Below are 12,781 nucleotides of genomic sequence, written 5' to 3'. Positions count from 1 at the left end.
ATGCCCCATAGTCTCATCCTTAACATCGTCCCCCAATCTCCAATTTACCCCAATTTTCTCACAGGTAGACATTACCACGCCTTATTTCTTAACTTAGTGAGTTCTGTTGATAGAAAATTAGGAGACTACTTACACGAATCAAACGCCGATAAAGCCTTTACTCTCTCACCATTGCAGGTACAAAACAAACATAAAACCCAATCTTATACTTTGCAATATGCCCATCAAAACCCTATTCCTGCTGGTACTTCTTGTTGGTGGCGTATTTCTTTATTAAATGACAATTTATTTAATCAGCTTACACCTTTATGGTTAAATATAAACCCCAAACAACCTTGGCACTTAGGTTCAGCCAACTTATATATTACCAGCATTCAAGGTACACCCCAATCTAATCAACCTTGGGCAAATGCTTGTAATTATCATCAACTTTATCAACAAGCAAGTGAGAAAGAACGCAATCTTAATTTCATCTTTTCTACACCTGTAGCTTTTCGTCAAGGTGAATTTGATAATGTTTTACCAACAAGGGAGTCTGTTTTCAATAGTCTACTAAATCGGTGGCATAAATATAGCGGTATTGAATTAACCAATATTTCTTTTGAATCAATTTATGCTAGTGCTTTTAATATCAATACTGAAGTTATTAGCAACTATGACAACAAATTTATTGGTTGTTTAGGTGAAATTAGTTATCGCATTCTTGGCAATGTAGAAACAACGGCAATTAAGCAAATTAACGCCTTAGTTGACTTTGCTTTATATGCTGGTATTGGTAGAAAAACAACTATGGGAATGGGAATGGTGAGAAGAAAGTAGGTTGGGTTGACGCAAGGAAACCCAACATGATCATATTCATTATCAACGCTTTTGTTGCAGGGCAAACGCACCTAAATTCTGTAATCCATGCCCAGCAAGGGTTTCAACCTTTAGTTACAAAAATTAACAATCGTCAAAACCTTTGTCCAGTAAGCATTCTAAAAATAAGATGCGCTTGCCCTGGCTTTTGTTGGGTTGCGCTGTCGCTTAACCCAACCTACAAATTAATCAATTTTTTATATCTTATGTCGCTTGAAAATATCAATTCTGATGATTACGTTAGTATCGCTTCTTTAAACCAATATTCCTATTGCCCTCATCGTTGTTGGTTGATTCATTGTGCAGGTGAATTCATTGATAATCAATATACTATTGAGGGTACAAGTTTACATGAACGAGTTCACACAGTCGGAGAACAAAACCGTGAGGAAACTTACCAAATACGGGCGATTTATCTCAAATCAGATCAATATAAACTTATCGGTAAATCTGACTTAATTGAGTTTGAAAATGGCGAATTTTACCCTATTGAATATAAAAGAGGACGTAAAGGAGAATGGGATAATGATGAATTACAAGTTTGCGCTCAAGCTTTGTGTTTGGAGGAAATGACAGGAAAAAATATCAATACTGGCTATATCTATTATGCTCAAACTCATCAACGGAAGTTAGTAGAAATTACCCCAAAATTACGAAGTAGTACGATTGCTACTATTGAAGCTATCCAAACGTTACTGTTTACAGGTGCTATGCCAAAAGCTGTGAAAACAAAACGCTGTGATGGTTGTAGTCTTTATTCTCGATGTTTGCCCCAAGTTGCTGATAAAGTTGGACGTTATCAAGAAGCAAATTGAGAAATTTATACTTGATACAAAAACCTTTCTAAAACTCTTTTTACTGTTACCTGTCACCTGTCTACTGTCACCTATTTTGAGGATTTAATTATGGGTACTCTTTACATCACACAAGATGATGCTTTTATTGGTAAGGTTGATGAACGGATTAATGTGAAATTTGAAAAGAAAATTCTTCAAGATATTCCATTTATTCATATTGAAGGTGTAGTTGTTTTAGGACGAGCAACTATTTCGCCGGCTGTTGTAGATGAGTTAATGACTCGTCATATTCCTCTATCTTTTATCAATAAAATTGGTCACTATTTAGGACGGTTAGAGCCAGAAATGACTGGTAATATTTTCATTCGCAAAGCACAATGGCAAGCAGCAGGAGAAACACCCCAATCTATTCATGCTGTTCAAGGTTTTGTTAGGGGAAAGTTAAAAAATTACCGTCAAACTTTGATGCGTTATCAGCGTGAATTTAATGATCTTGATCTATCTAAAAATATTGCTCGCATTGAACAGGTAATTGCTGCAATTAGTTCAACTGAAAATATCAATTCTTTGCGTGGTTTAGAAGGTTCTGGTAGTGCTGCTTATTTTGGTTGTTTTGATAGTCTGATTCGTAATTCTAAATTTTCTTTTACTAAGCGTGTCCGTCGTCCACCTACAGATCCAGTAAATTCATTGTTAAGTTTTGGTTATTCTTTATTGCGTCATGATGTACAAAGTGCTGTGAATATTGTCGGTTTTGATCCATATTTAGGATATCTACATTTTGATCGCTATAATCGCCCTTCTTTAGCTTTAGACTTAATGGAAGAGTTTCGCCCTTTAGTGGTAGATGCGGTAGTTTTATCTATTTTGAATAAGCAATTATTAACCCCAGCAGATTTTGTGACTGAACCATTAAGCGGTGCTGTTTCTCTCATTCCAGAAGGACGCAAAACTTTTTTGACTTTGTACGAAAAGAAAAAACTATCGGAGTTTAAACACCCGGTAATGGGACGTAAATGTACTTATCGAGAAGCTTTTGAATTACAAGCAAGATTACTGTCCAAGTATTTAATGGGAACAACTGATAAATATCCCCCTTTGGTACTGAAATAAAACTTCTCTACATCAACAAGGTATAACTTCGCAGAGAATTTATGAATGTTGTTATTTCTTACGATATTTCTGAGGATAAACGCCGGACTAAAATCCATAGTATTCTCAAATCCTATGGTCAATGGGTGCAGTATAGTATTTTTGAATGTGAGTTAACTGATACTCAATATGCTAAGTTAAGATCGCGTCTTAATAAACTCATTAAACCTGAAACCGACAGCATTCGCTTGGTTGAGTCGAGGGGGAATAGTCGGGTAAGGTTCAAGCGTCACCGCTCTCCCCTCCCCTAAGAACCGTGCATAAGACTTTCGCACTTACACGGCTCAAGCCTTACTTCAAGCGAGTTGACTTGGTTTTAGAATGTTCCTGTTTGTGACAAGCATGATGCAAGTGCTGTAGGTTTTCAATGCCGTCTTGTCCACCTTGAGCAACGGGAACTATGTGATGGGTGTTTAATTCCTCTCCATTGAATAAAGGTTCACCACAGATAGGACATTTCCAATTTTGGTTTTGAGCGATTTTATACTTCCAAGAGTTTTTCTCCCAGTAGCTCTTTCCATATTTCTGGTGGCGTTTTTCCCAGTATTCTTTGAGTGAAGGGTCATCTGGCGACGCTTCCCCCTTGACCTTTACATGGCGTTCGATGGGCGTGTACGCTATCGGAAATAGGATTATATCCTTTTCTTTCCCTCTACGGTCGCTAGTTATCGTAGCGAATGTCCATTTATTACCATTTATTGTCTTGAAGTAACGCTTCCGAATCCATTTTGTATTTTTGTTGGGATGTCTACGTTTAGCCCAACACCAAAGGTATCGCCATGTTCTACTTTTGATATATTCAAAAGTTTTTTTACTAACAACCCCTTTGTAATAATTGGAAAATCCACGAAGAATTGGATTAAGTCTTTTTATAACTGATTCTTGTTCGCACCCATTCATTGCTCTGATTTCTCGCCCAATTCGTTTGCAGAAGTCCAAGACTTTCTTCTTCGAGGGCTTGATAAGCAATTTGCCATTGTAATGGCGGTGGTTGAATCCAAGAAAGTCAAAACCATCCTCCATCGACGTGATTAACGTCTTTTCCGCACTGAGATTCAGTCCTCTTTCTGATAACCATTGCTGAATCTGGATTTGGGCTTTTTCAAGACTTCCTTTGTCTCTAGCTGTGACAATAAAATCATCAGCATATCTAACCACGCCAAGTTTGGAATTAGTGGATTTTATATAGTTTTCTAATCCATGCAAACCGATGTTGGCTAGAAGGGGTGATATTACTCCTCCCTGTGGTGTGCCTGTCTCTGTTGGGTGATATTTCCCTTCAAAGATAAATCCAGCTTTTAACCATCCTTTTATTAGGTTTCTTTTAGGGAAGTTTCCTAATCGCTTGAGGATAGATTCATGGATAATGTTATCAAAGAAACTTTGAATATCAGCTTCTAGAACCCAAGTATTTCTAGCATTTGGACTTGCATTTAATCTTATCCAGTTTTGTGCTATAGCGTCTTGACAACTTCTTCCGGCTCTGAACCCATAGGAATTTGGTTCAAATATGGCTTCCCATTCGGGTTCTAGTGAATTAACTATTATTGCCTGTTCGATTCTGTCACGCACGGTTGGGATTCCGAGCGGTCGTTTTTTACCGTTGGATTTTGGAATCATTACCCGTTTTGTGGGGTCTTGATTGCCGCCTTTCCAGTTGTTTACCAGCTTCACTCGCTGCTCTGGGGTATTGATTATTTCTTTGTCAATTCCTGCCGTTGCTCTGCCTTTGTTGGTCTGAGTGATTTTCCGAACAGATAATATTAGGTTTGCGTAGCTTCTTTGCATTAACTTTTGGAGACTTCGCAGTTTCTTCCAGTTACCAAGTTTTCTCGCGAGAAAGATTCGTTGACGCAGATTCTTAACCGCTTTATTAATCTGTTTCCAGTTGACCTGATTCCAGTTTTCTAGCGGTTTTCTTAGTCCGTTTGTTGTACTTGCATACACCATCTAACTTGTCATCGAATTAAGTTTCTTTTGTTTAGTCTCTTTCTCATAAGACCCAAGAAAAGTCTGCTATTCCTTTCGGTCAGGGACAAAGTTTGAATCCCTATCCCATCTATTACAGACGGGCGTTCGCTTTTTCTCTCATCCTCTACCCTCCAGAGAGTTCTATCTTCCTCACGGTTGACTTACTATGGGATTTCGACCTTTCCATAGACTCTGTAGGGCTTACCTTGTCGTTTCATTTGGTGTATGTTCTCTGTTAGATGTTGATTTTCCTGCGGTGGGAGTTGTATTCACACGATTCATAGAAAATAAAACTATAAATCTACCCACTTACCTTTTGGTTAGAGCCTATCAGCCTTATTTGGCTCTCTGGGCGATGACGCAGTTTAGACATCAATTCACTTTCGTTCATCTTAGGAGAACTCCCTCTTGCTCCTTACCACGTTTTAGCCCACATTCCGCACCCCAAACTGTCACAGATCAAAAAAGCCCTTAAAGTAGTACATAATAACTAAAGCCAATTCAAAAATTAAGATGCTTAATAAGAATAAGTAGCATTAAAAGGGACGTGGTGTGATAAAGTGAAACTTGGTAACAAAAGAAAAAAATGAATTGATAACCAAATAAGAAATAATTGATGACAACAGAAGTATTAGAGGAAACTGTTGTGAAATTAAAACCTCAAGAAATAGAAATTGAGAACATAGACCATCTAGGGATAGTAGCAGGAATCATAGATTCAATCGGAATAGTAGAAATAATAAATGAATTAATAGGAGTCGAAAAAGACGAAAAAGTAAATGCAGGTCAAGTGGTAAAAGCCATGATAATAAACGGGTTAGGATTTGTCTCCAAACCGTTATATATGTTTCCCAAATATTTTGAAACAATAGCCTGTGAGCATTTAATAGGAGCAGGAGTAAAACCAGAATATCTCAACGACGATAAATTGGGGAGAGTCATGGATAAACTGTTTATAAAAGGCTTAGATACAATCTTTTTTATCATAGCCTTAAAAGCTGCTCAAAAATTTGGAGTATCACTATCAACATCACATCTAGACTCATCATCAATGCACGTGCATGGGCAGTATAACACTAGCTTACCATTCGTAATATTTGAGAGTCAAAAAGTAGGACATAACCAAGAATTAGAAGAATTAGCAGTAAAATCACCAAAAGAAATAACCATCACCTACGGTTATTCTCGTGACCATAGACCAGATTTAAAACAATTCATCATAGAAATGATATGTTCAGGAGATGGAGACATCCCAATATTTTTAAAACTAGCATCGGGAAATCAAGCAGATTCATCATGTTTTGGTCAAATAGCAGTAGAATATCAAAAACAATTAGAAGTTAATAGTCTCATGGTTGCTGACGCTGCTTTATATACAGAATCAAACCTGAAAATGATGTCAGAATTACGTTGGTTATGTCGAGTACCATTAAGCATAAAAGCAGCAAAATCATTAATATCAACATTAGCAGAATCAGAATTTATTGATAGTACAATACCAGGATATAAATTAGCATCAAAAATCCAAAATTATGCAGGGATAGAACAAAGATGGTTAGTAGTGCAAAGTCAAGAAAGAAAAGAATCAGACCTGCATAAGCTCACACAAAAAATTACCAAAGCAGAATCAAAAGCTGTGCAAGATTTGAAAAAGTTATCACAAGAGAGATTTGCATGTGTTGCAGATGCTATCAAGGCATTATCAAAATTATCAAAACAATTCAAATATCATCAAATTCACGAAAGTACGGTGACTAAAGTAAAATCTAATAAAAAAGATACTTCAGGAGAAATATCCTATCAAATATCAGCTACAGTCTCCCAGGATGAAAGTAAAATTAATACAGAATTGCTGAGTGCGGGACGTTTTATTATTGCGACAAATGTTTTAGATTCACAGGAACTAAGCAATGATTCTATGCTCAGGGAATATAAAGCCCAGCAGTCATGTGAGAGGGGGTTTGGTTTTCTCAAAGACCCATTATTTTTTGCCGACAGTATTTTCCTCAAAAGTCCTGAGAGAATAGAGTCTTTGGGAATGATTATGGGTTTATGTCTACTGGTTTATACTTTGGCTCAACGTCATATTAGAAATGCTCTTTTGGAGTCTAAATCAACAATTAAAAATCAATTAGGCAAAGCAACTAATCGTCCTACTTTACGCTGGATTTTTCAATGCTTTCAGTGTATTCATTTGGTTACACTCAATCAGGAGAAACATATTTCTAATTGGAATAAGGACAGAGATTTTATCTTGAGTCTTTTACCAGATGATTGTTTACGTTACTATCAATTAGTCAGCTAATTATCATCTCTATCAATTTAATTTCTCTTGTAAAGATGAGCTAATCTCTTTGATTTATAGCTCCATTTTACTATGTCTATAATTTCGTTTTTTACTTTAATTGATTAGTCTAACTTATAATTGTTTCTTGAATATCTTCTTTCACTTATCTATTGACCTCTCCAGGTGGTGTGCATTCTTATTGCTTCTTATTGAGAATAGATTTTGATGACATTTTTGGTGATTTACTGTTTCTCAAATGCCTTTTTTCACTTTATCTGTTTGTTTTGATGCTCCCTTTGATTTTCATCTCCGTAATTTCCCTCTGTAACATTTTGGGGTGCGGAATGTGGGTTTTAGGCTAGTAGTTAAGGCTACGTTTGTGGTCTGCACTCCGCCTGTTTCGTTACCTACTTGGGCGTGACCAGACTCTGAAAAGAGTCTTTTTACATGAGGGTAGAGAGTGTGAATTCTCTAGGAGAGTCGGCTCTCCGTCCTAAACGACCTTTCAAGTCGCGCTTATTTCCCGCCCCTCTCTGTTAAATCTGGGCGTGCGACTTTCACCGCACCCGGCTCCCGATGTTCTTAGCTTTCGCTTTTGCTCATGTGTATGTAATCGTGGCAGCTTTCATGAATGGCTAGAAGGTTTTTAGTTTTCCAGTTTTGGTGGTTTCCATCAACATGATGTAAATGTACCTTCTCATCACTAAGCATTTTTAGCCCACAGTATCCACATTTATGGTTTTGCCTTTTAAGGGCTTTAGAGGTATCGTTGTTATAGAGCTTACTGTTGCGCTCGCTCCAATAACTCAAATCTCCGTCGTAAGGCGACTTTTCACCTTTGACATTGATGTGTTTATTTTCGGAGTAAGGAACTGCTGGGAACGCCTTATCTAGTAGGTATTGAGCCGAGATACGTGTAAAAACCTGCAAGATGGTCTGGAAACGCTTGCTGTGTCTACATTTCAAAGATTTCTGGAGGAAGATTAATCGCCGACTCCAAAGGTTGAGGAATATTATGTAAATTCACCACATAATCACCGTATCTTTTGATATGTCTTGTAATATAAGGACTCAAAGCAGCAAGGTATCGCATAGGAATCACCTCACCCTGTGACATCAACTTTTGAATCGCCAACGACATATCCACCGTATTTTGCAAAATCACCGCACTGGCCACCAAATCCAAATACTTTAACCGCTTTTCCTGCTCAATCGGATCATTCTCAGTAATCATCCCTTGCTTACCAAAAAATACCCAATCCAGAAAACCATTATACATCTCCACAACATTTGTTACCGCCGTAATTTCCCGTCTCAAAGTAACATTAGAAATATAATCCAGCAGAAACATAGTCCGCACCACCTTACCTAACTCTTGAAAAGCTTGATAAAGACGATTTTTGCGACTGTAGCTCCCCAACTTACGTAACAACGTCGAAGGCATCACCTTCCCAGCCTTAATTGACAGCACCACCCGCATCATGTCAGACCAATGAGTCTGAATTAAACTCCAATTCACCACACCCTTAAACAGTGGCTCAATATGCTGATAGCTCACATCCGTACCAGGACGCACAAAACTAAGATCCTGCCAATTACGGATACGTGGCATCAACTTAATACCCAGAAGATAGGAAATAGCAAACACAGGTCCAGACTGACCTTGAGTATCTGCGTGCAACGTATCCGGCTGAATATCCGAAAGATTTTTCAACAACCCATCCAAAATATAAACCGCTTCCCAAACCCCACAAGTGATGAAGTGAGTAAACAAAGCAATGTATTTATCCGAGACATGATGATAGGCAATACCACCATAACCACCGTAACGAATATGATACTCACTGTGTAAATTATTCTCGTATATCTCAAACTTACTGCCATCCGCTGCCACCTTTTTCCCTGTCCCCCAACAAGAAGGTAAAGTAAACCGATTATAAGCATTAATAACATCCCGAATTGCCGCTTCAATCTTGGCAGCACTAACATGACGACGGTTAGTATAAGAAATTTCATGGGCAGTCACCATACCCCCCGAATGACGAGCCATTTGATTAGGTCCAAGATTGCAACCGTAACCAAAAGTAGTAAAAATATAACGTTCCCCTGGGTCAGATATTTTGGCTTCACTTCCCGACATCAAACCAAAATGTCTAGTCCAATTTAACCAATGCTCAACATTGCACAATATATCTAAAATACTCCGTTCCGGCATCAGCGCCCGGATTTTCGACTCCAATAAATCCACCTCTGGGGGTTGAGTAAATGATGGTGGTTTCTTTAATACAGGGTCGCCCTCCTTATTAATTGTAAATTGTTTATCAACAGCACAAATATTATCTACTTTCTCAGCAACTTGTGTTAAACATAAGCGTAAATGTTCGACAAAATCCGTTGGATTAGCCGGAAAACCAATTAAGTTACAGTAATCTTTTATTAATGGTTCACACTCAACAGGACTTAATAATTGTTCGCGGAAATCCGCGTAGCTTTCCGACCCCACAACACAGGCATCTCCCGTTTTAAATTCAGTCGCCAAATTGTAAAAGATGCAAATTTCTAATTGCTGACGTACCAAAACCTCGGTGTCATCAATTTCGGCGACGACTAGCGCCCGCCAGTTATTACTAATAAAATCCAAATTGATATCAAAAGGCAAATATTTAGAACGTTTGTGTTCATGATCTAACACAAATTGCAAAGCTGCAATCACTGATTCATCCGCAGAAGTAGAGAGAATATCTAGAGAACGCACTAAACTAAACAGTGCTTTGCGGTTGGCAGCATAAAACCGCCACATTAATGGTAAATAGTTATTGGTATTGTACGCCGCAATTTCATCTAATTTTTGTATCAGCAATTCTGCCCCACCATGTTCATCCAAAATTGACTGCACCTGTTCTCCAAATACAGCATTATCCTTGGTTTCCTTGGCTTGTTTGGATGCTTGTAATACTTGTCCCAATGTTGCTAACAACTCTGATGTTTCTGTCAGATGTTTATCCCGGAGTTCCTGCAATCGCAGTTTGGCATTATTTTGAATCTTCAAAATACGTTTAATAAACATCTCAACCAGATAATCACGAGTTTTTACCTGTGCTTCGTACAATAGACATAATAGCAATGTCCGCCGTTTGGGTAAATTAATATCTTGAAATTCTGTGATATCTAAAGTTCTAGCATAAGCAGCAAAATGTCTAACTTTGGTAGGAGTAATATTTTGTAGTAATCGCTTGGCATCTCCAAAAGTCATGAGCATATCAAACTTGTTTTGCAGGAGTTTCATCCCATTTAGTTTGGCACTTTTAGGTGGCGATTTTAATAAATTCAGGGTGGCATTTTCATTATCCTCCTCCTTGTCTATCACCACGAGCAATTGGTCTAAATAAATTTGTTCGGTAGTTGAAAGTCCTTGAGAACAAAGTGTAAATAACCGATTATTGACCATTGACCGAATGTGGCGAATTAATCGGTCAAGGGTGCTAAATGCTGGTAATTCGTATCGTTCTTTCACTAATTCCTCAATTGCCACATTGATTAAATCAGCAGGGTGGTCTTTAATTTGGGCTGCTTCTGCAACTAATGTGGCTATTAATCTTTGACCTGTTTTATCATATTGTTTGACTCCTAAATACTCCCGAATAATATTTTTATAGGTATGACGTTGGCGTTCGGAGGGTATTGCTTTTACTGAGTCTTGTAACTTTAAACACGACCGTAAATGTTTAATTACCGCAATTGGGATCTGTTCAGGATGAGGGAAATATCCTAGACGTTGAAAGGATTTCAACATCACCATTAACCGTAGCAATCCTTCATGGTTCTTGGTTTTAGACTTGACAAACTTGATTTCTGTAGGTGTTGGAGTGTAAAGTTCTGCCAGTTCTTTGGGGTCAGGAAATTGTTTAAATTTGGGATAAGCGGTACGGTCAATTGATGTCATTCAAGTAATATTTAAAACATATAATAATCTAGTGGAAATTTTGAAAATATACTGTTTCAACAAGGCTTTAATCTGAAAACCCGTTTATAAATCAAATACGAGTCTTATATAATACTAAGATTACTCAAAATGGTTTTATCCCTCACTCCCCTACCAAAGAGTATTTTATATTCTTTTGGGTAGAAATTGACAATGCCGATAAAAATGTTGTTTTTTCGCTCAAAAAGTTGTCAATAATTATGAATGTTATGGTGACTCAGTTCAGCTTTGTAGTTCTGGATTAATCAGCATATTTAAGGCGTGACGGGCGGCTGATTCGGCTTTTTGGGAGGTAACTTTCTGGTAGCGTAATGTGGTTTGAATGCTTTCATGTCCCATGAGTGAACGTAATTCTTCTATGCTGATTAATCCTACTCGTTCTGTAGCATAAGTATGGCGTAAATCATGAATGCGTACCCCGGTTAATTCGGGATTGGTATTGGTAATTTCTCGCCAATAATCATGCAATGTATGATAGCTAATTCTACTGACTTTGAGGGTAACTGGATGTTGTGCTGTAAACAATGCGTTGATATTTTTATGTCGTGTGTGTTGGAAATATTTATTTAGTGATTGGGCGGCATCATTGCTATAAAAGCACCACCTTTGTTTGTTGCCTTTTCCCAATACCTGAAATTTCTGATTTTTGATATCTAGGTCTGATAAATTCAGTGCTAAAAGCTCTCCTATTCTACATCCTGTGCGATGCAATAGATGAATTATTGCTGATAGTCGCAAGTCATCTTTGGTTGCTGTATAGAGGATATTTAGCTGGTCTGGTGTTAGATATCTTATGAGAGTATCGCTTTTATGTTCGCCTTTTTCTCGTTGTGGGGGACGCTGTTTTAATCCCTGAATTGGGTTGATTTTTATATACTCTTGTTGGACGGCGAAGTTAAATAGACTTTGCAGTATTGCTTGATGCTTATGGTGGGTTGTGTATTTTAAATGTGAGAGGCTATCTAGATACTCTATTAATGTTTGCTTACTGATTATTTCGATTAGCCAACTTCCATATTCTGCTAGGAAGTTTAAGAGGGTTAGTTCGTAGGTTTTAATGGTACTGGGTGCTAGTCCAGTCCGTTCTAAAAATTTGACGGCAACGGTGGCTAATGTGACAGCTTGCTTCACGGAAATTTGTGTGTTTTTAGCAAGGTTATTTATTCCTAAATTATATATCTTTTAGGGAGAAATATTGGCAGTGTTTTATGGATACTTTTAAAACTCCAAAACCTGGAGAATCTCTGTCCGACTATGTTTTGCGGATGAGAAAGGAACTCAATTTAACTCAGTTTGAGGTGGCGAATGCGGCTGGTGTTCATTCTCGCTCTGTGGGGAAGATTGAACGGGGATTGACAAGGAAACTTAGCCATAAAACTCTTGGCGGTCTTGCTTTGGCTTTGTCTGTGCCTGTTGAGTATTTGCAGGCTGTTGTCAGGGGAGAAGAGGTTCTGGTAATGGCAGCGATTAAGTTTTGCCCCCAATGTTGGAATCCTGGTGGCGTTGTGGATTCAATGTGGGGAAATGTTCGGGCTAGGTTTTGTTATCTATGCGGTACGCAATTACGGTCTAGTTGTGCTAATTGTGGTGAGTTGGTGGTGTCGTTGAGGTATAAGTTTTGTCCTCTGTGTGGAAAACCTTATAAGGATGGGGGGAAAAATTGTTGAAAGCTAGACACAGTAGGCATTTCCAGACCATCTTGCAGGTTTTTACACGTATCTCGGCTCAATACCT

9 protein-coding genes and 1 pseudogene are annotated in these 12,781 nt (G+C 38.0%); 6 read left to right on the top strand and 4 right to left on the bottom strand.

The window, feature by feature from the left end; genetic code table 11:
* From cas6 to cas2, 4 genes are all read left to right on the top strand, one after another.
* The gene (gene cas6 / locus BMF77_RS25470; protein ID WP_148766654.1) at positions 1-819 is read left to right on the top strand and encodes a CRISPR-associated endoribonuclease Cas6; all 819 of its coding nucleotides are present in this window, start codon (positions 1-3) and stop codon (positions 817-819) included.
* Between the two features lie 245 nt (positions 820-1,064).
* Positions 1,065-1,673: a CRISPR-associated protein Cas4 gene (gene cas4, locus BMF77_RS25465; protein WP_148766652.1), complete on the top strand. Its 609-nt coding sequence runs from the start codon at positions 1,065-1,067 to the stop codon at positions 1,671-1,673.
* Positions 1,674-1,763: 90 nt separating this feature from the next.
* The gene (gene cas1d, locus BMF77_RS25460) at positions 1,764-2,768 is read left to right on the top strand and encodes a type I-D CRISPR-associated endonuclease Cas1d (protein WP_148766650.1); all 1,005 of its coding nucleotides are present in this window, start codon (positions 1,764-1,766) and stop codon (positions 2,766-2,768) included.
* A gap of 41 nt (positions 2,769-2,809) precedes the next feature.
* On the top strand, positions 2,810-3,058 hold the full coding sequence (cas2, locus tag BMF77_RS25455) for a CRISPR-associated endonuclease Cas2 (RefSeq protein WP_246863032.1): 249 nt from the start codon (positions 2,810-2,812) through the stop codon (positions 3,056-3,058).
* A gap of 40 nt (positions 3,059-3,098) precedes the next feature.
* Here cas2 and ltrA read toward each other — a convergent pair whose 3' ends face one another.
* Entirely contained in the window at positions 3,099-4,757 is a 1,659-nt protein-coding gene (gene ltrA, locus BMF77_RS25450) for a group II intron reverse transcriptase/maturase (RefSeq protein ID WP_148762286.1), read from the bottom strand.
* A 637-nt stretch (positions 4,758-5,394) separates the two neighbouring features.
* On the opposite strand from ltrA, the gene BMF77_RS25445 reads away from it, so the two are divergent.
* On the top strand, positions 5,395-7,083 hold the full coding sequence (locus BMF77_RS25445) for an IS1634 family transposase (protein WP_148766648.1): 1,689 nt from the start codon (positions 5,395-5,397) through the stop codon (positions 7,081-7,083).
* Between the two features lie 564 nt (positions 7,084-7,647).
* On the opposite strand, the pseudogene BMF77_RS28415 reads toward BMF77_RS25445, so the two are convergent.
* The 3 genes and pseudogenes from BMF77_RS28415 to BMF77_RS25425 all read right to left on the bottom strand — a co-directional run.
* Positions 7,648-7,965: pseudogene (locus tag BMF77_RS28415) on the bottom strand (HNH endonuclease); the annotation flags it as partial.
* A 55-nt stretch (positions 7,966-8,020) separates the two neighbouring features.
* Positions 8,021-11,008, bottom strand: a complete 2,988-nt coding sequence (locus BMF77_RS25430; protein WP_148762638.1) for a Tn3 family transposase — start codon at positions 11,006-11,008, stop codon at positions 8,021-8,023.
* A 261-nt stretch (positions 11,009-11,269) separates the two neighbouring features.
* Positions 11,270-12,178, bottom strand: a complete 909-nt coding sequence (locus tag BMF77_RS25425; protein WP_148762640.1) for a tyrosine-type recombinase/integrase — start codon at positions 12,176-12,178, stop codon at positions 11,270-11,272.
* Between the two features lie 77 nt (positions 12,179-12,255).
* Here BMF77_RS25425 and BMF77_RS25420 point away from each other — a divergent pair, with 77 nt between their 5' ends.
* Positions 12,256-12,714 carry a helix-turn-helix domain-containing protein gene (locus BMF77_RS25420; RefSeq protein ID WP_148762642.1) on the top strand — a complete coding sequence of 153 codons (459 nt, stop codon included), beginning with the start codon at positions 12,256-12,258 and terminating at the stop codon, positions 12,712-12,714.
* Positions 12,715-12,781 lie beyond the last annotated feature (67 nt).

The sequence above is a fragment of the Dolichospermum sp. UHCC 0315A genome, assembly GCF_008121535.1.
GTDB lineage: Bacteria > Cyanobacteriota > Cyanobacteriia > Cyanobacteriales > Nostocaceae > Dolichospermum > Dolichospermum lemmermannii.
The sequence above is the reverse complement of the archived record's forward strand: the minus strand, read 5'-3'. Positions and strand labels throughout refer to the sequence as shown.

Bases quoted from the DNA above. Each gene is read 5' to 3' on its own strand.
- BMF77_RS25420 (WP_148762642.1), top strand. From the start codon at position 12,256: ATGGATACTTTTAAAACTCCAAAACCTGGAGAATCTCTGTCCGACTAT.
- cas6 (WP_148766654.1), top strand. From the start codon at position 1: ATGCCCCATAGTCTCATCCTTAACATCGTCCCCCAATCTCCAATTTAC.
- cas4 (WP_148766652.1), top strand. From the start codon at position 1,065: ATGTCGCTTGAAAATATCAATTCTGATGATTACGTTAGTATCGCTTCT.
- cas1d (WP_148766650.1), top strand. From the start codon at position 1,764: ATGGGTACTCTTTACATCACACAAGATGATGCTTTTATTGGTAAGGTT.
- cas2 (WP_246863032.1), top strand. From the start codon at position 2,810: ATGAATGTTGTTATTTCTTACGATATTTCTGAGGATAAACGCCGGACT.
- BMF77_RS25430 (WP_148762638.1), bottom strand. From the start codon at position 11,008: ATGACATCAATTGACCGTACCGCTTATCCCAAATTTAAACAATTTCCT.
- BMF77_RS25445 (WP_148766648.1), top strand. From the start codon at position 5,395: ATGACAACAGAAGTATTAGAGGAAACTGTTGTGAAATTAAAACCTCAA.
- ltrA (WP_148762286.1), bottom strand. From the start codon at position 4,757: ATGGTGTATGCAAGTACAACAAACGGACTAAGAAAACCGCTAGAAAAC.